Source organism: Parapedobacter sp. 2B3, assembly GCF_041925275.1.
Classification (GTDB): Bacteria; Bacteroidota; Bacteroidia; order Sphingobacteriales; family Sphingobacteriaceae; genus Parapedobacter; species Parapedobacter pyrenivorans_A.
This window is the reverse complement of record NZ_JBHEUZ010000001.1, coordinates 429,062-449,118: the sequence shown is the minus strand read 5'-3', so window position 1 is coordinate 449,118 and position 20,057 is coordinate 429,062. Positions and strand designations below refer to the sequence as shown.

Sequence of the window (20,057 nt, the reverse complement as noted above, 5' to 3'; positions counted from 1 at the left end):
AAAATAATCATTAAGCACACAGGGCAATGATTATTGACAAGTATTCAAAATTAATAGGTGTCAATGAGCTTCGCTTTCGCTTCGGTTATTTTGATCATCAAAGGCTCCATCTGACAAATGGAAAACAAAAAATAAACAGATGAAAGCGATAAGGTTTTTTCGTGGGGGGCAAAGAAAAAGGCCCTGCCATCGCCATGACAGGGCCTGTTGTCGTATAATAAACGGGTGTTAATCGAACATGATATTAAAAGTGGTCCCGATACCTACCTGCTGCAGATTACCACCGTTTTCATCTTTCCGGAAAATGCCGTTGTAGAACCCGAAAATGTTCCACAACCGATTGTGGTAACCGATCTGCGGCCGTACATACATGCCGCCGTTGCCATTGAGGTCGCTCCCCGTCTGGAAACTGTAGCCCACGTCGGTGCCGACGAAAAACCCTTGGCTGGCCGGGTAATAACGGGCAAAGATGCCAACCGGCACCGACCCGAAGTTTTCGTGCCCCTCTTTTGGGAAGTAGTGCGTATAGCCAGATGCGAGGCCGAGCCCCCAATTGGGCGTAGACATGAGCTGCCCCTTGATATCGGCCCCAAGTGCAAAGCTGCTTTGGTCGGCCTGATCGGCAATTGGCAGGCCTACATTGATGCCGGCCTTTATCCAGGAGTTTTTTGGATTGATTTCAGTAGCGCGCTGTTGGGCATAGACACCCGGTGTAAATGCCATCACCATAACGGCGAAAAAAAGCGCTCGATTTGTATGTTGTTTCTGTTTCATACCCGTTATTATGCAAAGGGTATACCAAATTTACAATAATCGGTGACTCTTAAACCAGGAAATCGCGGCATCAATACCGTTTTCGATAGGAGTGAACGCCGTGCCCAACTCCGCTTTTGCTTTCTTATTGGTATAATAGTTATTGACACACAGAATTTTCATGTTTACGCTTGACAGGGCGGTATGGACACCAAGCCAGCGGAGCAGGTCGCCGAGGTACCCGGCCATGCGCAGTAATAGGGGAGGGACGCGCACCAGTAGCGTCTGCTGTCCGGTTTGCGCACTTAGCTTTTGGAAAAATGCCCGATAGGTGAGATTTTCGCCCGCCAACAAGTAAGCTTCCTTATGCTGGCCTTTCTCCAAAGCGTCCACCACGCCATTGGCTGCATCTTGGGCGTTGACAAAGTTTTTTCCACCCGGTGGGTGGAAAACCACCCGCTTGCCATAACCCATGCGGATGATGGTGCCTGAGCTGGGTTTCCCATCATACGGCCCGATCATGAAGGTGGGGCTCACGATGGTAGTGACGATTTTATCGGCAGCGGCGAGTATGCGGCGTTGCCCTTCGAGCTTGCTTTTGGCGTACCACGCATCGGCAAAAGGCGCGCTTGGGGGGAGGGCTTCGTTACCCGGTGCTTCCAAGGTGCCGTACCCGAAGGTATTGGCCGTGCCCACGTAGACGATTTTTTTGACACGGTGCTTAATCGCGGCCTGAATGATGTTCTCGGTGCCCTGTACATTGATGCGGTGATAGTCATCGTAACGGAGTAGGCGTTGGTCTGTCGTAGCGGCGCAATGAATGATATAATCGCAGCCGGTCACGGCCTGATCCAACGATACGGCATCGGTGATGTCGCCGACGGCCAACTCCAGGCGGTCATGGACGGGCAGGAGAAATTTGCGGGTGTCGCGGATAAGCCCTCGCACTTCGTAACCGCGGGATAGTAGGATGAGTATGGTATTGGTGGCGAGCAGGCCATTTGCACCGGTAACCAATACCTTCATACGCCTTTAACCTCCTTTTTCATCGCCCTGGTAAGTAGCGGAAGCCGGATGTAGATAGGAAGGAATTTCATGACCATCCATGTCAGTTTATTTACCCAGTTGAGCATGATCAGTGTATCCCGTTTGAAAAGCTGCCGAATGGCTATGGCGGCGACCTCTTCGGGGGTGAGCAAACCCATGGTGGCAAAAAAGCCCTGCTGCTGCAGGCGGGCTGATGAATCGGCGTTTGTCATCATGGGACCGGGATTGACCACACTGAAAAATACATTGCTATCGGCAAACTCTTGGTAAAGGCCGCGGCTGAGGCTGTGTACAAAGGCCTTAGACGCCGGGTACACGGTTTTGAACCCAATAGGGCTGTATGCAGCTACGCTGCCCACATTAAGCACATAAGCCTGATCGCTTTTCATGAGATTGGGCAGCAATTGGTGGGTGAGCAGGGCGGTGGCTTTGACGTTGAGCTGGATAATGCGGTCGAGGTAGTCGACGTCGACGTCCTGAAACCGCCGGGTGCCGCCGCAGCCCGCGTTGTTGACCAAGATCGATAGCGGGAACCGTTCGTTGACCCAATTGGCCAGCGCCACAATGCTCGCTTTCTGCGTGAGGTCAGTCTCATAGCAATAGGCCTCTTGGCCTAATTCGGCCACTTGTGCCGCTACGAAATCAAGCCCCTCACCTGGCAAACTAACCAGGATGATGTTGATTTGGCGCTTAGCCAATTCCAGCGCAAAAGCTTTGCCCAACCCTTGGCTCGCGCCCGTTACCAATGCATATGTTTTGCCCATCGCCGGTACTTAGATAAAGTTGCTTCGAAAATACGATATTTTTTGATAGGAGGCTTATTTACGCACCGCCTTTCTCCCTCGCCAGTTCGGCACAGAAGAGCGCAGCTGAAATGGCCACATTGAGCGACTCGGCGTGACCAACGCGCGGAATGGTGACGCGGTGGGTAATGTGTGGCAATACCGCCGGGCCGATGCCATTACCCTCATTACCGAGTACCACCAATCCCCGCACACCGAAATCCGTGTCGTAGATGGGGTTGCCGTCAAGTACAGCGCCGAAAACCGGTACCGGCGAATGGGCCACGAGCTTGGCAATATCTGTATAGTGTACTTCCATGCGTGCCAATGACCCCATGGTGGCTTGCACGGTTTTGGGATTGTAGGCATCCACGGAACCCATCGAACAGATTACGCGCGTGAGGCCGAACCAATCGGCCGTACGGATGATGGTGCCGAGGTTGCCGGGATCCTGGATATCGTCCAGTACCAAATGGAAATTTTTCCGCAGCATATCGCCGGTTAGAGGTAGATGATCGGGTATGGCCACCAATGCCAGTACGCCCTGTGGGGTCTTAAGGGCGCTGATGCGTTGCAACGCCTGTTCATCGATTTCGACCGATTTTATATTTTGCGGGATTTTAGGCAATTTTGCAGCCGCTTGGGCGGTATGGTAAATCGTTTGGACGCGATAGTCGGAACGGAGGAATTCCGTGACGGATTTTGCGCCTTCTACAATGAACAACCCGTGCTCCCGGCGGAATTTTTTTTGCTGAAGCGACGTAACGGCACGGATTTGCGGTTTTGAAAGCATTGTCAATGGTTAAACGGGATTGTCTTTTTACGTATGCAAGTATAATGCTTTTGCTGGTATTATTTGCATCGTGCCGTTCCACACGTTTGCTCGAGGCCGACCAAGCACTGGTAACCAAAGTAGAAATTGATGGCATCGACTCCCGGTTTGCTGAAGAGGCCCAGGCATATATTCCACCCGCAATACGTCCCAATTCGCACATAAATCTGTTTATATATAACCTAGCAAATGCCCGAAAAGGGCAGTACCGGACAACGAATATCCGCAACGTGGGGGAGCCGCCGCATATCCTTGATAGTGCCCTTGTCGATTTCTCTACCCAGCAGATCAGCCGCTACCTGGCATCGAAGGGTTATTTCAATGCTGCGGTAAACCAGAAGATCGTACGGCGGGGTAAACGCGCGCACCTGTATTTCCATGTGGCTCCCGGCGAACCGTTTACCCTTAGGGGCGTGGGGGTCGATATCGCCGATACGGCACTGGCGCGCCTGTATACCGAGCAGCTTAGTGCATCGAGCCCTATCAAGCCCGGCGTGCGCTACGATGCGGATTCGCTGGTGGTCGAGCGCGAACGGGTTTACCAGTTGATGCGCCAACGGGGGTATTACGACTACCTGCGGCAGTATATGCGCGTGGATGTCGATTCCGCCCTTCAACGCAACCAAGCCGATGTACGGCTTATCGTAGATAATCCTGAAGGACGGGCTAACCACGCCAAATTTTACATCGACAGCAGTTTTGTGGTCGTGCGGCATGATCGGCAGCACCTTAACCAAACAGTACCCGGCGAGGCCCGATTGGAGGGGCAGATCGCTTTTAAGGACTATACCGGCCGCTTCAGACCCGCCCCTATTGCGCGGTATCTGTTCCATCGGCAGGGAGATACCTACAATGCCAATTCGGAAAACCTTACCTACGATCGCCTCTATGAACTGAATGGCTTCCGCAATGTGAAAATCAATTATGAAAAGATAGATTCTAATCGGCTGAACGTACACTACGAGCTGGTACCAAGACCCTACATGGGCAACCAGATAGAAGGCGAGTATACGTTCAATGCCGGTATGAGCGGTTTCAACATGGGAAATACCTTTACCCACCGTAACCTTTTCGGCGGGTTGGAGCAACTGGAAGTGAAGTTGCGCTACGGTGTGTTGTTTGACTCACGGTTACCCGGTGGTCTGCTCGACAGGGTATTCAACAACGATTTCCAAGTGGGCGTAAACATTACCGTGCCCCGGTTGATTACACCATTCGCTGTGCCCCCTGTTGGTAGGAGCGGATTGCCACGGACGGTGTTTTCATTAAACGTACAGGCATTCGATCAATTCCAGACCTATTCAAATCGGTATTTCAGCGGCACGCTATCGTATAATTGGTTTGACACCCGGTACAAACAACATAATTTGACCCCCGTGGTGCTCGAATATCGCTATGGCCGGCTAGCCGGTGAATTTGCCCAGCGGCTGATTGACCAGGGTTTTTTGCTTTATGTGCGTAGCAACAACAGGGCTTATTTTGGGTTGGGCTCGCAGTATGCTTATACCGTAAATGCCATCCGGCTTTCGAGGCTCGAAAGTTTTCTCTACTTCCGCGGCGCCTTGGACTTGAGTGGTAATCTGCTGGGACTGGCGGGGAAGGTAATCGATTTCAAACAAAATGTAGACGGTGAGAAGGAAATCATGGGGGTGCCCTACCTGCAGTATGCAAAGGTGGAAACGGATATTCGGTATTATCGCTACCTGGGTGGCGATAGGCAACTTGTTGTGCGGCTCAATCCGGGGGTCGCCATCCCTTATGGCAACAACTCGAGCCTGCTGATTTTCGAGAAAAGTTTCTTTGGCGGAGGTATGAATGGTATAAGAGCATGGCAGGCGCGTACCCTGGGACCGGGCAACTATAACCGAGAGGTGCTTGATCCGAGCCTTCGCCTCAATTTCCGCAACCTTGACCAATTGGGCGAGATTAAGCTCGAAGGAAACGTGGAATATCGATTTAAGGTGGTAAACGATATTTTTGGTGCCAAACTGAAAGCTGCAACCTTTGCCGATTTCGGTAATATTTGGCGGATCAATGAAAATGAATTGAACCCGGGGGGCGAATTTAAGTTCGACCGCTTTCTCAGGCAGCTTGCCATTGGTGCCGGCGCGGGCCTACGGTTTGACCTGGATTATTTTGTTATCCGGCTGGACGCGGGGATAAAGGTGCGCGACCCGCAGTTTAGTGGGGCACGGCAATGGGTAATCTCGGAATTTTTCAATAGCCGGGTGTTTAAAGAACAATATCGCCTTACCAATGCTCCCGACCGGTACAATTTCATGCAGTATAATTTCGGGATCGGGATGCCGTTTTGATTTTAGTCGTAAGTCTTTTTTAGTCGTAAGTCTTTTTTAGTCCAAAGTGCTTATGACTTATGACTAACGACTTATGACTAAATGACTTATGATTAAATGACTAACGACTTAATCCCGTGCGCAATCGTTTCAAAGATATTCTCTAAATCCAACCCTTTACTATAATTATAGATAAACAAGCCAATCAACACCACCATTGCCAACACCATGATCCGTTTGAAGAGGTAGGCGATAAGGAGGATAATCGCTGGGATGATGATAAGGAAATACCAATTGATAGCGATAGGATTAAGACCTTGATCGCGTTTCAGCACATAGTAGAGTCTGCCATGCGAACCCTGCTGGTTGCGGTGTTTGATGAAAACGAAGGCCGACGTTTCAATGGGGTGCTGGGTCACGGCGACACCATCGCGGAACTGCAATTCCTGCTTAAAACCATTGATGACAAACTGATAGGTGCCCGAAATGGCCTCGTTCGGATGCTCCTCCGCGTCCGTGGCGATAACGGCTAGCTTGCCATTCTTAATCAGGTTTTCCCTCACTATGAAATGGTCTATATCGCCTGTTTCTTGTGCACGCACAACCAGGGCCGTAACCAAGGCAACCAGAAGGCAACCGAGCTTCAACATACTTTTTAGTTGATAATGAATGATGCAATGTTAGCGAAAAAATGTAAAAGTTGGTTGGGTATATGCATTTCCGCTGCAATTTATCTATGTTTGCTAGGTAACTACCCTCCCCATCAATGGACATCATTATCGGTGTAGACATCGGAACTTCAGCGACCAAGGCCGTGGCCTTCCGCACGTCAGGAAGTGTGCTGGCACACGAACAGGTCGATTACGAATTGTCGAACCCCCAACCGGGATGGTTTGAACAGGATCCGGCAGTGTTGTTTGGAGCGGTAACCAAAGCGATTAAAGGCGTGGTTAGTAAAGCCAAACAGAAGGAAGCCGACATCCGGCACGTTGCCATCGGGTTCAGTAGTGCCATGCACGGACTGATTGCCATGGATGCGAACCACCAGCCGCTAACCCACTGTATTACTTGGGCCGATACGCGCAGTGAACCGTTTGCCGCGGCCCTCAAACGTACGTCCGCGGGGCTTGATACCTATTCGAAAACGGGAACCCCCATCCACCCCATGTCACCGCTTGCCAAACTAGGTTGGCTGCGGAAGCACATGCCGGAAGTATTCAAGGCGGCTAGGAAATTTATTTCCATAAAGGAGTACGTTTTCCAGCGGTTATTTGGCCGCTACATCGTGGACGAGTCTATCGCATCGGCCACGGGACTATTTGACATCCACACGTTCCAATGGTATAGCCCGGCGCTCGAATTGGCCGGTATTTCGGCGGCACAGCTTTCTGAACCCGTGCCGATTACTCACATTGTATCGGGCCTGACTGACCGGCTGGCCAACGAAATGGGCATAGCGGCAGATACGTCATTTGTGGTGGGCGGCAGCGATGGTTGCTTGGCCAACCTGGGCGCAGGTGCTGTGAACCCCGGCGACGCGGCGGTGAGTATCGGTACCAGTGGAGCGATACGGATGGTGGTCGAAACGCCGCAGACCGACAACAAAGCGCGTACGTTTTGCTATGTGCTCACCAGGCGGCTATTTGTAATGGGCGGGGCCGTGAATAGCGGCGGTGTGGTGTTTCGGTGGTACCTGGACAACTTCGGTCCGGAAGGGGCATCGCGTACGGAAGCATATCGATCGCTCATCGCTGAGGCTTCGGCCACCCCGCCCGGTGCCGACGGCTTGCTGTTCTTGCCCTATCTTGCTGGTGAACGGGCACCGCATTGGAATGCGAATGCAAAAGGGCTTTTTTTCGGTGTACAGCTGCACCACACCAAAGCGCACTTTACGAGGGCCGTGCTGGAAGGTATTATATATGGGTTGTACAGTGTAGGAAAGGTACTCGAAGAACTTGCGGGCCCTATCCGGATTGTCCATGCCAACGGTGGGTTTGCGCAAGCCCCTTTTTGGGTACAGCTATTGGCCGATGTTTTCAATAAGCGCGTGGTGGTATCGGAAGAGAGTGTGCAGGATGCGGCAAAGGGGGCCTATCTCGTGGCGCTTCATGCATTGGGGAAGGCTACCGGGTTTGACGTTGCCGATAACCCATCGGCCAAAACCACGTACGAACCCGACGCCGTTGCCCATCGCCGTTATATGGAGAATTTTGAATTGTTCGAACGGTTGTATGTCCGGCTGAAAGATGAATTTTAACTAATTATATATCGTTGAATTATGGTGCCAATTGTTATTGTAGCGGGCAGTGTATTGTTGTTATTGCTGCTGGTAATCGTTTTTAAATTGAGTGCTTTTTTTTCACTCGTCATCACATCGCTGGTGGTGGGGGTTGCATTGGGCATGCCGGCCTCTGGTGTGGTTGTTTCCATCGAGAAGGGGATGGGTAGCACACTGGGGTCGTTAACGATGATCCTGGGCTTCGGCGTCATGCTCGGTAAGTTGATTGCCGATGGGGGTGGCGTACAACAGATATCAACCCGGCTGGTGGATGCCTTCGGTCTTCGGAATATACAATGGGCAATGGTTGTTATCGGGTTTGCCGTGGGCATTCCCATGTTTTATAACGTAGGTTTCGTAATTTTGGTGCCTTTTATTTTCGCGATAGCGGCACAAACGGGCCTGCCGCTTATTTATGTGGGGTTGCCCATGTTGGCCTCGCTATCGGTAACGCACGGATACCTGCCTCCGCACCCCGGGCCTACGGCTATTGGTACGTTGTACCAGGCAGATATGGGCCTCACATTGATTTATGGAATCGCTGTTGCCATCCCGGCCGTCGTGTTGGGTGGCGTGGTCCTTTCACGCATGTTAAAAGGCATACACCCCAGTCCCCCGGCACAGTTTATGGAGCTGGCAACACCCCCCATGTCCAGACCTCCTGGTTTTTTTGTTAGTTTATTCACCGGATTATTTCCTGTATTGCTCATTGCGCTGGCGTCTTTATTGTCGCTCGCTTTGCCGGCCGATTCGGCCATCATGGGTGTCGTATCCTTTGTGGGCAACCCGGTTATCGCCTTACTGATAGCCGTATTTGTAGCGGTTTTTACCATGGGTCTAGCGCGCGGGCGGACCATGAAAGAAGTGATGGATAGCGTGGAAGAATCCGCACGCAGTATCGTCATGATCCTGCTTATCATCGGGGCTGCGGGCTCATTCAAACAGGTGCTGGTTGATAGCGGCGTAGGCGACCACATTGCCGCATGGGCTGGGGCACTTTCGCTTTCGCCGTTGGTCTTGGTGTGGGTCATTGCGGCCATCATCCGGGTGGCGCTGGGCTCTGCGACCGTAGCGGGGCTCATGGCCGCAGGCATTGCATTGCCGTTGATCGGTACCACCGATACCAACGCCGAATTGATGGTGCTGGCCACGGGTGCGGGCTCGCTGATGTTTTCCCATGTCAACGATACCGGGTTTTGGATGTTTAAAGAGTATTTTGGCCTCAGCATCCGCGATACGATCGTATCGTGGTCGCTTATGGAGAGTATTGTGTCTGTGGTGGGGCTGCTGGGCGTGTTGGTATTAGATATATGGGTGTAGTTTCCAGGTAAAAAAAGTGATACAGCTACGAAATACTTGGGGATTCGAGTAGTTTTGGCTGGCAAAAGACCGTATATTTATATCTTTTGAGGTTGCGGGCATGGGCCAGCGCCTGGTTTTCAAATACTAGAATGAACAAAAAATACCTATATATTGCGATAGCCGTCGTTGCTGTGGCGTTTGTGAGTTATTGGCTCACGCGTGATACGAAACCCAAGGTTGCCGCGCCGGAACAAAATCAACGTTCGGGAACGATGGAAGTGAATGCTATTGTGGTGGCGCCCCGGGCATTTTCGAACACCATTACACTGTCGGGCTCGATTGAGCCGAATGAGCAGGTTCAAGTCCGCAGTGAAGTATCGGGCATCGTGAGGGCGTTGTCGTTCCGTGAAGGGTCCGCCGTGCAAAAAGGCCAGGTGCTGCTGCGTATCGACGATTCGGAATTGCAGGCCCGCCTCATCCAGGCCCAGAGCAGTGAGAAACTGGCGGAAGATAACGAAAAGCGGGCGCGGCTCCTTTTGGAAAAGGAAGCCATCAGCCAACAGGAGTATGACGTAGCACATGCCGATTATGAATCGGCCAAAGCCCAAACCGAGCTTATCCATGCACAGATAGCCAAAACTACCGTTCGTGCACCGTTCGGTGGTAAGATTGGCCTCCGTTCGATTTCCGAAGGCGAATACCTCACGCCATCCACGGTGGTAGCCAACTTGTTGAGTATCGATCCGGTCAAGATATTGTTCTCGGTACCCGAAAAGTACAGCGGACAGATTGAAGTAGGGCAGGGGCTGACCTTCGGTGTCAGCGGATCGGAAGCGCGGTACCACGCAGAAATTTACGCGATCGAGCCCGGTGTGGATGCGGCAACACGGACCATCAGTATCCGCGCCGTTGCAGACAATCCGGAAGGCCGGTTGTTTCCCGGTGCCTTTGCCCGCATCGAACTGGCACTGGACCACACGGAAAATGCAGTGCTCGTTCCGACCGAAGCTGTTATCCCGGTGCAAAACGGCAAACAGGTGTTCTTATTGAAAGATGGCAAGGCGACGGCCACCCCGGTGGAAGCGGAAAATCGGACCCGAACGGATGTGTTGGTTACCAGCGGTGTAGCTATGGGCGATACGGTGCTGACCTCGGGCATCATGTCGCTTACCGATGGAATGGCAGTCACGGTGAAGGTTGATGAATAGGACTAAATGACAATCGCATGAGTCTCTCCACTACCAGTATAAAAAGGCCGGTTCTCACCATCGTGATGAACCTGATGCTTATTCTATTTGGCATAATCGGGTACACATTTCTGGGTGTCAGGGAGTTTCCGTCCATTGATCCGCCCATCGTATCCGTACGTACCAATTATGCCGGGGCCAACCCCGACATCATCGAATCGCAGATTACGGAGCCGTTGGAGCGTTCGATTAACCAAATCGATGGAATCCGTAACATATCGTCATCCAGCAGCCAAGGGTCGAGCCGGATCAACATCGAATTTGTGTTGAGCAAAGATTTGGAAGAGGCCGCCAATGACGTACGTGATAAGGTTTCGCAGGCGATGCGCAGCCTGCCGCAGGATATCGACGCACCGCCGGTAGTGTCAAAGGCCGATGCCGATTCCGATCCGATTATTGTGATGACGGTGCAAAGCGATTCGCGGTCGCCCCTTGAGCTCGGTGAAATTGCCGATAATGTGATTGCCCAGCGGCTACAGACCCTGCCGGGGGTGAGTTCCGTACAGATTTGGGGTGAAAAGCGTTATGCGATGCGGCTGTGGATCGATCCGATGCGGCTTTCGGCATACGGGCTTACGCCATTGGATGTACGCAATGCGCTAACCCGCCAGAATGTAGAATTGCCATCGGGCAAGATCATGGGAGAGAATACCGAATTGGCAATAAAAACCGTGGGCAACCTCACCACCGAAGAGGAGTTTAATGATTTGATAATCCGGTCGGAAGGTGATCGGATTATCCGGTTTGGCGACATCGGCACCGCTGTGCTGGGCCCGGAAAATCTGGAAAGCGAGTTCCGGGAATCCAAATCGATTATGGCGGCCATGGCGATCATTCCCCAACCCGGAACCAATTACATCGATATCGCCAATGCGTTTTACGACCGGCTCGACCAACTCAAAAATGAAGTTCCGTCTGACATAGTGATGGATGTTGCGATAGACAATACGCTGTTCATCAAACGATCGGTCATCGAGGTTGCCGAGACCATCGTCATTGCGCTGATACTTGTGATTCTGATTATTTTCCTTTTCTTCCGCGATTGGGCCATTGCGTTCCGGCCGTTGATTGACATACCCGTATCGCTGATTGCTACATTTTTCGTGATGTACTTGTTTGGCTTTTCGGTCAATGTGCTGACATTGCTTGCGATCGTGTTGGCTACGGGATTGGTGGTTGACGATGGGATTGTGGTAACGGAAAATATCTATAAGAAAGTGGAGGAAGGCATGTCGCCGATTATGGCGGCCATAAAAGGGGCAAATGAGATTTTCTTTGCCGTCATCTCCATCTCGGTAACGCTGGCCGCCGTGTTTTTACCGGTTATGTTTATGGAGGGTTTTGTGGGGCGGCTATTCCGGGAATTTGGGGTGGTTATTGCCGCTGCCGTATTGATTTCGGCGTTTGTGTCGTTATCCCTTACACCCATGCTCAATGCGTATCTCATGCGCCGGGGGGCGAAGCATTCGTGGTTTTACACGGTTACAGAGCCCTATTTTGTTAAGATGACGAAAGGCTATGCCCACTCGTTGCGGCGGTTCATGCGTGCCAAATGGGTGAGCTTTCCGATTTTGGCGGTTTGTTTCGCCTTGATTGCTTGGTTTTGGGTGCATTTGCGTAAAGAGACAGCCCCCTATGAAGACCGTAGCTTGTTGCGGGCGAGCATTACTGGCCCTGAAGGGAGCACCTTTGAGTACATGGATCGGTTCATGCTGGAACTTATCCAGCTGGTAAACGACTCCGTTCCGGAGAAAAAGGTCAATATGGTCAATACGTCGCCCTCCTGGGGAGGATCTGGCTCGGCCAATACCGGCATGATGCGGATAGGCTTGGTGCCGCCGGAAGAACGCGAGCGCTCGCAGGATGAGATTGCCGAAGTGCTGTCAAGGCAAACTGGCCGATACACCGAAGCGCGTACATTTATTTCCCAGCAACCTACCATATCGGTAGGAAGGAGAGGGGGGATGCCCATCCAATACATCATCCAAGCCCCAAATTTCGCGAAGCTGGAAGAGAAAATCCCCGAGTTCATGGATCGTGCCGTGGCGGATCGGACCTTTGCCAACGTGGATGTCAACCTCAAGTTTAATCGCCCGGAACTGAATGTGAGCATTGACAGGGACAAAGCGCAAAGTCTGGGTGTTTCCGTACTGGATGTTGCGCAAACCTTGCAACTTTCGCTGAGTGGGCAGCGGTTTGCATACTTTTTGATGAATGGCAAGCAGTACCAGGTAATTGGGCAGTTCGCTGATCAAGATCGGAGCTCGCCGCTCGATTTGGCTACCATTTTCGTGCGTAGCAGTACGGGCGAGCTGATCCAGCTGGATAACCTGGTGGATATGGTTGAACAAAGTAGCCCCCCGCAGTTATACCACAACAACCGATTTATGTCGGCCACAGTCTCAGCATCGCTGGCCCGCGGACAAACCATCGAGGATGGCATCAATGCGATGGACCGCATTGCGGATGAGGTGCTCGACGATAGTTTTTCTACCGACTTAAGCGGCGAATCCCGCGATTTTCAGGAAAGTAGTTCAAATGCCCTATTTGCTTTTGGGTTGGCGCTATTGTTGGTATACTTGATCCTTGCCGCCCAGTTTGAGAGCTTTCTCGATCCAGTGATCATTATCCTTACCGTACCCATGGCCGTAGCGGGAGCAATGCTGTCTCTTTGGCTTACGGGGCAATCGTGGAATATTTTTAGCCAGATCGGCACCGTGATGCTCATCGGGCTGGTGACTAAAAACGGCATCCTTATCGTTGAATTTGCAAACCAGCTCAAGGAACGGGGTAAGCCTGTTCGGCAGGCCATTGTCGAAGCCGCTGAGGCTCGGCTTCGCCCCATCCTCATGACCAGCTTGGCCATTTCACTGGGGGCATTACCCATCGCCATGGCGTTCGGGGCGGCCGCCACGAGTCGCATCGGAATGGGGGTGGTCATCGTAGGCGGCACGATGTTTTCGCTGATACTTACCTTATACATCATCCCGGCGGTGTATGCGATGTGGTCGCGCGAATATAAGCCCAATGCCGATTTGGAAGAAGCGAAACGCGTAGAGGAAGTAATGGCCGGTGAACATTCGTTATGAACCGAGAGGTAAATAATATTGACACACAAGGCAATCATTATTTACTTCGAGCTCTCATCGGCCGATAAAAGAAAAATAGTTAGATGAAACGATTGATTGTTGTTGTCTTGTTTTTTATTCCCTTTGTGGGGGTAGGTCAGCCGGTGCTCACCATGGAAGAAGCGGTGGCGATTGCGCTGGAGAATAATTATGACATCCGGTTGGTAGCGAAAGATGCCGACGTGGCCACGAACAATGTGCATGTAGGCAATGCGGGGATGCTACCGTCGGTAAGTGGCGATGTGTCTGCGGCGGCAAGCATCCAAAATACTACGCAAACGCTGCTGAGTGGAGAAACCCGTGCACTACGTGGCGCGCGGAGCCGATCGATGGCTTATGGCGTGAGCTTGGATTGGACGATTTTCGATGGCCTCCAGATGTTTACCCGGTACGATCAGCTTAAGGCACTGAAGGCCCTGGGCGAAGCAAACCTGAAAGCCGCGATCCTCTCAACCGTGTACGAAGTAGTGAGCGGGTATTTTGACCTCGTGCAGCAACAGCAGCTTATTAAAGCCACACGGACCGCGTTGGAACTGTCGGCCTTTCGGCACCAAACAGCAGAAAACAGGTACCAGATTGGCCGGGCCTCTAAGCTGGAGGTACTGGCCGCCAGTGTCGATCTGAATACGGATACCACCAACTTATTGCGGCAGCGCGACCTTTACCGGACCACCCAAATTCGACTGAACGAGTTGCTTGCACGTGATGTAACGACCGACTTCAGGGTTGCCGACACCATCTTGATCGCTAACGACCTGCACTACGAGACATTGGCCGCACAGGCGAAACAATTGAACCCCTCCCTGCAGTCTGCATTGGTAAACCATCGGATCAGCCAGCTGGAATTGAAGCGCGTCAAAGGCGAGCGGTACCCGGTAGTGAGTGTTTCTTCGGCCTATACACGTTCGCGGTCTGCAGCGGAATTGGGCTTTTCCACCCAATCGCGAAACAACGGGCTCAACTATGGGATTTCTGCCTCGATGAATATATTCAATGGATTTATGCAACGTAGGAATGAGCGGAATGCCGAGTTGCTATTGGATGCCGCAGCCATCGAGGTGGATAGAGTCGAAGGGAATATCGGTGCCCAATTGTCGGCGGCATACCAAACATATCTGATGAATCTGGAGTTAGTAAGGTTGGAGGAACGGAACAAGGATATTGCCAGAGAGAATATGGATATTACGCTGGAGAAATTCAAGCTGGGCAGCATTGCCCCGGTAGAGTTCCGTGAAGCACAACGTAATTTCGTGGATGCCAGTACCCGCTATAGCGGTGCACAGTACCAAGCGAAACTGGCCGAAATAACGTTGAAACAGATAGCAGGCGTATTGGAAGCGGAATGAGGGTTCTTATTTTACGCAATTATAGTTGCATATCAATCCAGCTTTAGCTAAATTTGATACCCCCAAGTAAACTAATAAAGTGATTCAATGATATTGGTAGCAGATAGCGGTTCGTCACAATCGGATTGGATGCTGGCACTTCCCGATGGAAAGCGGTTGGCATTTACAACGAAGGGGTTGAATCCCTTTTTCGTGAACGAAAAGGATATCGCGAAGATTATCCAGAACGCGAATGAGATCCTTCCCCATGCGGAGCAGGTTACGGAGGTTTATTTTTTTGGCTCGGGTTGCACGAGCCCGGATAGGCGCGAAATGGTCTCCAATGCATTATCCCAGCTATTTACCAATGCATTCATTTCGGTAGAAACCGATTTGGTCGGCGCGGCATACGCCACGTGTGGCAATAGAAAAGGATACATCGCAACATTAGGTACCGGCTCTGACGTGAGCTTTTTCGATGGGGAGGAAGTGCTCCCCACGCGGCAAGGGATTGGCTATGTGCTCGGTGATGAGGGTTCGGGCGTCTGGTTCGGAAAGCAATTGGTAACAAAATTTTTGTATGGCGCGATGCCTACCGAGCTTGCCGCCAAGTTTGAGGCAAAATATCGGCTCAACAAGGAAATCGTTATCAAAAATGTGTACCAACGTGCTTCTCCAAACGCTTATCTGGCCTCGTTTGCCCCTTTTATGGCGGTGTATAGTGACCACCCTTTTATAGACGAATTGCTAAAGCGGGGTTTCACAGAATTTATTACGACGAACATCAAGCCCTTCCCTGACCATGGTGACTACGTGTGCCATTTCGTGGGGTCCGTGGCTTATTTTTTTGTTGAGCAATTGCGGGAAGTATGTGAGCAACGTGGTGTGAAGATGGGCAAGGTGTTGAGCAGACCCATCACGGAACTGTTCAATTACATTGTTCAGCGCGAAAAGAATTACGAAATACATGTTTGAACAATAAAACAATTATTATATGAACGTAACGATGTTAATATTAGGTGCGATGCTGGTTGGTGCTCCTGCAGACAACGTGTATCAGTTTACCATCACGTCGATAGATGGAAAGGAAATCAGTCTCTCCGAGTTTGAGGGAAAAAAATTGCTGTTGGTCAATACGGCTTCGGAATGTGGGTTCACGAAGCAATATGCCGGATTGCAGGAATTGTCTGAAAAATACGGTGACAAATTAGTGGTTATCGGTTTTCCGGCAAATAATTTCGGTGGGCAAGAACCGGGCAGCAATACGGAAATACAAGGGTTTTGTGAAAAGAATTTCGGCGTGACGTTTTTGCTGGCAGAAAAAAGCAGCGTAAAGGGTGAGGACATATCACCCTTGTTCGCGTACCTAACGACCACCGAAAACCCCGATTTTACCGGAGAGATCAAATGGAATTTCGAGAAATTCCTGATCGACGAACACGGTAACCTTGTTCATCGTTTCCGCTCGAAAACAGAACCGATGAGCAATGCCATCATCGGTAAGCTGTAGGCCATTCATGGCACCCGGTAGAAGCAGGGGCGGCACCGGGGCTCATAACGGTCTTTTTCGCCTACGAGCAACTGCTGGTCATCTGCAGTAATCCGGTAAGAGTAATTGGCAGGTGCGCCGCAGCGTACGCACACGGCATGTACCTTCGTCACATGCTCGGCAATGGCCATGAGGGCCGGCACCGGACCAAAGGGTTCTCCCTTGAAATCCATGTCTAGGCCGGCTACGATCACCCGGATTCCCGCGTTGGCCAGTTTTGTGCATACGTTGGGCAATTCGTCATCGAAGAACTGTGCTTCGTCAATACCCACCACTTTTGCCACACTTCCGAGCAGCAGGATGGTAGACGAATGGTCTACCGGTGTGGAAGCGATGCTGTTGCTATCGTGCGATGTGACATCTTTATCGTGGTAACGTGTGTCCATGGCGGGCTTGAAGATTTCCACGGGCAGCTTGGCAAGCTGCGAACGCCGTACCCTACGGATGAGTTCTTCAGTTTTACCCGAAAACATCGATCCGCAGATCACTTCAATACTTCCATATGAAGCATCCCTATGTACCAACCTATCTTCTGAAAAAAGCATGGTATGTATCGCTATCTGTATGCGGAAATCACAATAAATTGTGGTCCCGGGGCCCGCTAATATCAGAATTTAATGTTAATTTTGAATCATCTTTATCGGCATACGTTTTTATAGCATGGCAACAAAGCAGCAGGTTTTAGGAAAAATAGCGGAATTACTCAGGGATATTAATAGCCAATTTGATGAGCTGGAAAACGCTGCGGAGGCGGGGGACGGTCTGCAGGCCGATCTCTTTGAGGCTACGGTCAACTATTTCGCGGCGAATGTGACTGTTTACAATAAATTGCAGAAAGCGGAAAGTGAAGTGCCGGAAGAGCCGATACACGACGCCGAAGCCGACAATGCCGAATCGGAGACTGATGTCGATATGGATGAATCGGAAGAAATTGTTTTCACACCGGGTATCGACGCTGCGGAAACACATACGCCATCGGTAGACGGAACGGGAGCAACCGAAGGTCTACCGGCCGATCGTGACGATGAGGAACAAGATGAGCATGGCATGGTTGACGATGCTGTCGCAGCAGCCGATGATGAAATAGAAGCGGATGAAGTGGAGGGCGATGACACAGACACGGAGAGTAATGACAACGATACTTTTATGGAATGGGGTGAAGCTACGGAAAGTGATGCGGAGTTCGTTGCAGAGGAGGAAGTAGCGCCCAATGAAGAACCCGAGGAGGGTCCATTGGCTGAGGCTGAGCCTATTGCGGATGATGAGGAGGGTGAAGAAGCCGGAAGCGAATCGATTGCAGAGGAGATCGTGATACCGGAAAAATCCGTGGAAGTAGAAAATGAAAAGCCAGCACGGCCCCTTTCGCTCAACGAGCGCCTATCGGCACAACGGAAATCGGGCGGCGGCAACCCACTCGCGGCAGTGCGGGGTGGAGGCGAACGGATTTCCGATATCAAATCGGCCATTAGCCTCAATGATAAATTGCTTTTTATCAAAGACCTTTTCAATGGATATAGCTTGGCGTATAGCGAGGCGATCGAACTGTTGAATAGATACGATGATTTTGTTTCGGCCGACGGTTTCTTGCAGACAAACTATGCCCAGAAGAATAATTGGGCGGACAAGCCAGAAACGGTGGATAAACTATATGCGATTCTGCGGAAGCGGTTTGGCTAGCGAGGAGCAGCACGCTCTTCTATTTCAAGCTCACCGCACCATACCGTGCACTAACGCTTACCACATTATCCACGGCTTTGTTCCAATAACCCGAATAGCTGGCGGAAGTATGGCTCTCGGACTTACTGCCGATATTGATGTGGTTGCGATCATAATCAAACCCACCATAGCTCACTGCAACATCGAAATTGAAAGCGGCATCACTTGCCGGACGGATATGGATATTGGAGTAAGAAGCTGCTACACTTGCTTTTTGTATGGCGGGGCCAAGGCCCATCTCAAACCCGCTGCTGTACCGCAGGCTGATGTCAGCTCGTTGGTTGATTTTGCCGATTTTTCCACTACTCGAGTAGCTCATAGCCAATGTGAGTTTTTCGGCTTCGGATAAAGTAAATCCCCCATAACGCACGCTGACGTCTCCTTCGTTCAAGTATTCAACCGCCGCTTTCGAATAGGCAACTGACAGCGAATTACCCACTCCATTCAGGTGGCCGGCATGCAGGCTTCCATAGCTCACGGACACGTCTACTTTGCCGTCGCGATCGGAAAGTTCGATGGCACCGTACCGGTTTGCAAGTACCAGTTCATTTCTCTTGGGTAGGTAAATGTCGTAGTCCACGCGCAGTGCCCGGTCGCCCCCACCGCTGGTCAGCATCGACCACCAATTCGAATCACCCGATTCAATAGCCGTTTTGAAAGAAATAGCATTACCCGATTGGGATTGGTTGATGTGCACGCGGTCCAGCGCTTCCTGTGCCCGCCGCTCGGAATCTTCAGCCGTACGTATGGTAACGACTACCTTCACCTCATTTTTTGCCCAGTTATTGATCGTGATTTTGCCATAGCGATTATCGATGTTTACCGATTGGCGGCTATTGATCGGATAGGAATATTCGGTTACCTTTTCCTTCTGGTATCCAAAATTCATCATTGCATCCGGTTGTTCCAGCAATCGCTGCCAATCAAGCTGTGCAATTTCCTGCGCTAGCGACTCACTCTCTCGGATAAGTGGAGTCAACTCCACTTGTTCAAGCTCCCGTGTTATTTCGCGTGTACGCTGTTCGGATAGGGACGCCAGCTTTTCGGCATCCCGTGCCAAGGCTTCCACATCGATGGACTTCAGCACATTGCCGAGCTCATCGCCCAGGTCCGTTACCAACTGACCGATACTCCGAACGGTGGCCTGCAGCTCCCCTTGGTCTACCGACTGGGCCGATACAGTCATTGTAAACGATAACGGCAACACCGAAAGAGCAAGGTATGTCTTAAATCTGTTCATCTCTGGTCTGTTTTTTTGAGGCGCTGTTGATATAGTTCAGTACGTCTAGCTGCTGACTGAGTATGTCGATTTGTGCTTGTAGGTTACGTATCATAGCCTCCAAAGTCAGTTCCCTGTTCGGGCTTTTGGCGAATTCCTGTTTCAACATATCATAATTTGATTCCATTTGGTCGATCACTTTCGAAAATTCGCCGTATAGCGCGGGGTTTGACGTGGCGATAAATGCGATAGAATCTTTCTTTTGCATAACCAATTGGGCATATACCTGCTGCTCCGCAGCCAAATCGGGGTTTACCCGGCTATAGTCGAGGTAAGCATCCCTTTTTCCATAAAAGTAGATGAGGATACCGGCCATGCCCACTAGAAATGTCACGGCCGCTACTTTCAGTACCTGGGTAATCCATGCCGTCTTACCCCCCGGTTTTTTCGTGCTTCTTTGGTATCGGCTATCCAACTCTTCGGCAATCCCCTGCCAAAGGTATAATGGAGGGGTAGCCTCATCAAAAGCCTCCCGATTTTCTTGAATGAATGATTTCAAATCCTTTTTCATGTCAACTCCTATGC

The 20,057-nt window shown here is 51.1% G+C and carries 17 protein-coding genes; 9 read left to right on the top strand and 8 right to left on the bottom strand.

What is annotated here, in order from left to right; genetic code table 11:
* Positions 1-228 precede the first annotated feature (228 nt).
* The 4 genes from ACEVG1_RS01790 to ACEVG1_RS01775 are packed head-to-tail and all read right to left on the bottom strand — an operon-like array spanning position 229 to position 3,375.
* On the bottom strand, positions 229-774 hold the full coding sequence (locus ACEVG1_RS01790; protein WP_374741833.1) for a hypothetical protein: 546 nt from the start codon (positions 772-774) through the stop codon (positions 229-231).
* Between the two features lie 30 nt (positions 775-804).
* The gene (locus ACEVG1_RS01785; RefSeq protein ID WP_374741832.1) at positions 805-1,779 is read right to left on the bottom strand and encodes an NAD-dependent epimerase/dehydratase family protein; all 975 of its coding nucleotides are present in this window, start codon (positions 1,777-1,779) and stop codon (positions 805-807) included.
* Entirely contained in the window at positions 1,776-2,564 is a 789-nt protein-coding gene (locus tag ACEVG1_RS01780; protein WP_374741831.1) for an SDR family NAD(P)-dependent oxidoreductase, read from the bottom strand. Before ACEVG1_RS01780 ends, ACEVG1_RS01785 begins: the two co-directional genes overlap by 4 nt.
* Before the next feature lie 58 nt (positions 2,565-2,622).
* On the bottom strand, positions 2,623-3,375 hold the full coding sequence (locus ACEVG1_RS01775) for a TrmH family RNA methyltransferase (protein ID WP_374741830.1): 753 nt from the start codon (positions 3,373-3,375) through the stop codon (positions 2,623-2,625).
* 44 nt (positions 3,376-3,419) lie between these two features.
* On the opposite strand from ACEVG1_RS01775, the gene ACEVG1_RS01770 reads away from it, so the two are divergent.
* Entirely contained in the window at positions 3,420-5,729 is a 2,310-nt protein-coding gene (locus ACEVG1_RS01770; protein ID WP_374741829.1) for a BamA/TamA family outer membrane protein, read from the top strand.
* A 92-nt stretch (positions 5,730-5,821) separates the two neighbouring features.
* Here the strand turns inward: ACEVG1_RS01770 and ACEVG1_RS01765 are convergent, their stop codons facing one another.
* The gene (locus ACEVG1_RS01765; protein WP_374741828.1) at positions 5,822-6,358 is read right to left on the bottom strand and encodes a hypothetical protein; all 537 of its coding nucleotides are present in this window, start codon (positions 6,356-6,358) and stop codon (positions 5,822-5,824) included.
* A 116-nt stretch (positions 6,359-6,474) separates the two neighbouring features.
* Between ACEVG1_RS01765 and ACEVG1_RS01760 the strand changes: the two genes are divergently transcribed.
* From ACEVG1_RS01760 to ACEVG1_RS01730, 7 genes are all read left to right on the top strand, one after another.
* Positions 6,475-7,965 carry a gluconokinase gene (locus ACEVG1_RS01760; protein ID WP_374741827.1) on the top strand — a complete coding sequence of 497 codons (1,491 nt, stop codon included), beginning with the start codon at positions 6,475-6,477 and terminating at the stop codon, positions 7,963-7,965.
* Between the two features lie 21 nt (positions 7,966-7,986).
* Positions 7,987-9,306 (top strand): gluconate:H+ symporter, encoded by a 1,320-nt coding sequence (locus tag ACEVG1_RS01755; RefSeq protein WP_374741826.1) that lies wholly within the window; start codon positions 7,987-7,989, stop codon positions 9,304-9,306.
* Positions 9,307-9,437: 131 nt separating this feature from the next.
* Entirely contained in the window at positions 9,438-10,496 is a 1,059-nt protein-coding gene (locus ACEVG1_RS01750) for an efflux RND transporter periplasmic adaptor subunit (protein ID WP_374741825.1), read from the top strand.
* Positions 10,497-10,513: 17 nt separating this feature from the next.
* Positions 10,514-13,624, top strand: coding sequence for an efflux RND transporter permease subunit (locus ACEVG1_RS01745; RefSeq protein WP_374741824.1), 3,111 nt, complete (start codon positions 10,514-10,516; stop codon positions 13,622-13,624).
* An 83-nt stretch (positions 13,625-13,707) separates the two neighbouring features.
* A complete protein-coding gene (locus tag ACEVG1_RS01740; RefSeq protein ID WP_374741823.1) occupies positions 13,708-15,009 on the top strand; it encodes a TolC family protein in 1,302 nt (433 codons plus the stop codon).
* 87 nt (positions 15,010-15,096) lie between these two features.
* Positions 15,097-15,963, top strand: coding sequence for an N-acetylglucosamine kinase (locus ACEVG1_RS01735; RefSeq protein ID WP_374741822.1), 867 nt, complete (start codon positions 15,097-15,099; stop codon positions 15,961-15,963).
* A gap of 19 nt (positions 15,964-15,982) precedes the next feature.
* Positions 15,983-16,498, top strand: coding sequence for a glutathione peroxidase (locus tag ACEVG1_RS01730; protein ID WP_374741821.1), 516 nt, complete (start codon positions 15,983-15,985; stop codon positions 16,496-16,498).
* A 5-nt stretch (positions 16,499-16,503) separates the two neighbouring features.
* Here the strand turns inward: ACEVG1_RS01730 and ACEVG1_RS01725 are convergent, their stop codons facing one another.
* A complete protein-coding gene (locus ACEVG1_RS01725) occupies positions 16,504-17,082 on the bottom strand; it encodes a thymidine kinase (RefSeq protein WP_374741820.1) in 579 nt (192 codons plus the stop codon).
* A 115-nt stretch (positions 17,083-17,197) separates the two neighbouring features.
* Here ACEVG1_RS01725 and ACEVG1_RS01720 point away from each other — a divergent pair, with 115 nt between their 5' ends.
* Positions 17,198-18,214, top strand: a complete 1,017-nt coding sequence (locus ACEVG1_RS01720) for a hypothetical protein (protein WP_374741819.1) — start codon at positions 17,198-17,200, stop codon at positions 18,212-18,214.
* Between the two features lie 19 nt (positions 18,215-18,233).
* Here ACEVG1_RS01720 and ACEVG1_RS01715 read toward each other — a convergent pair whose 3' ends face one another.
* The gene (locus tag ACEVG1_RS01715) at positions 18,234-19,493 is read right to left on the bottom strand and encodes a hypothetical protein (RefSeq protein WP_374741818.1); all 1,260 of its coding nucleotides are present in this window, start codon (positions 19,491-19,493) and stop codon (positions 18,234-18,236) included.
* Positions 19,480-20,043: a hypothetical protein gene (locus ACEVG1_RS01710; RefSeq protein ID WP_374741817.1), complete on the bottom strand. Its 564-nt coding sequence runs from the start codon at positions 20,041-20,043 to the stop codon at positions 19,480-19,482. Before ACEVG1_RS01710 ends, ACEVG1_RS01715 begins: the two co-directional genes overlap by 14 nt.
* Between the last annotated feature and the right edge of the window lie 14 nt (positions 20,044-20,057).

What these genes read in the sequence shown, in the direction of transcription:
- ACEVG1_RS01790 (WP_374741833.1), bottom strand. Translation starts at nt 774, where the DNA reads ATGAAACAGAAACAACATACAAATCGAGCGCTTTTTTTCGCCGTTATG.
- ACEVG1_RS01785 (WP_374741832.1), bottom strand. Translation starts at nt 1,779, where the DNA reads ATGAAGGTATTGGTTACCGGTGCAAATGGCCTGCTCGCCACCAATACC.
- ACEVG1_RS01780 (WP_374741831.1), bottom strand. Translation starts at nt 2,564, where the DNA reads ATGGGCAAAACATATGCATTGGTAACGGGCGCGAGCCAAGGGTTGGGC.
- ACEVG1_RS01775 (WP_374741830.1), bottom strand. Translation starts at nt 3,375, where the DNA reads ATGCTTTCAAAACCGCAAATCCGTGCCGTTACGTCGCTTCAGCAAAAA.
- ACEVG1_RS01770 (WP_374741829.1), top strand. Translation starts at nt 3,420, where the DNA reads ATGCTTTTGCTGGTATTATTTGCATCGTGCCGTTCCACACGTTTGCTC.
- ACEVG1_RS01765 (WP_374741828.1), bottom strand. Translation starts at nt 6,358, where the DNA reads ATGTTGAAGCTCGGTTGCCTTCTGGTTGCCTTGGTTACGGCCCTGGTT.
- ACEVG1_RS01760 (WP_374741827.1), top strand. Translation starts at nt 6,475, where the DNA reads ATGGACATCATTATCGGTGTAGACATCGGAACTTCAGCGACCAAGGCC.
- ACEVG1_RS01755 (WP_374741826.1), top strand. Translation starts at nt 7,987, where the DNA reads ATGGTGCCAATTGTTATTGTAGCGGGCAGTGTATTGTTGTTATTGCTG.
- ACEVG1_RS01750 (WP_374741825.1), top strand. Translation starts at nt 9,438, where the DNA reads ATGAACAAAAAATACCTATATATTGCGATAGCCGTCGTTGCTGTGGCG.
- ACEVG1_RS01745 (WP_374741824.1), top strand. Translation starts at nt 10,514, where the DNA reads ATGAGTCTCTCCACTACCAGTATAAAAAGGCCGGTTCTCACCATCGTG.
- ACEVG1_RS01740 (WP_374741823.1), top strand. Translation starts at nt 13,708, where the DNA reads ATGAAACGATTGATTGTTGTTGTCTTGTTTTTTATTCCCTTTGTGGGG.
- ACEVG1_RS01735 (WP_374741822.1), top strand. Translation starts at nt 15,097, where the DNA reads ATGATATTGGTAGCAGATAGCGGTTCGTCACAATCGGATTGGATGCTG.
- ACEVG1_RS01730 (WP_374741821.1), top strand. Translation starts at nt 15,983, where the DNA reads ATGAACGTAACGATGTTAATATTAGGTGCGATGCTGGTTGGTGCTCCT.
- ACEVG1_RS01725 (WP_374741820.1), bottom strand. Translation starts at nt 17,082, where the DNA reads ATGCTTTTTTCAGAAGATAGGTTGGTACATAGGGATGCTTCATATGGA.
- ACEVG1_RS01720 (WP_374741819.1), top strand. Translation starts at nt 17,198, where the DNA reads ATGGCAACAAAGCAGCAGGTTTTAGGAAAAATAGCGGAATTACTCAGG.
- ACEVG1_RS01715 (WP_374741818.1), bottom strand. Translation starts at nt 19,493, where the DNA reads ATGAACAGATTTAAGACATACCTTGCTCTTTCGGTGTTGCCGTTATCG.
- ACEVG1_RS01710 (WP_374741817.1), bottom strand. Translation starts at nt 20,043, where the DNA reads ATGAAAAAGGATTTGAAATCATTCATTCAAGAAAATCGGGAGGCTTTT.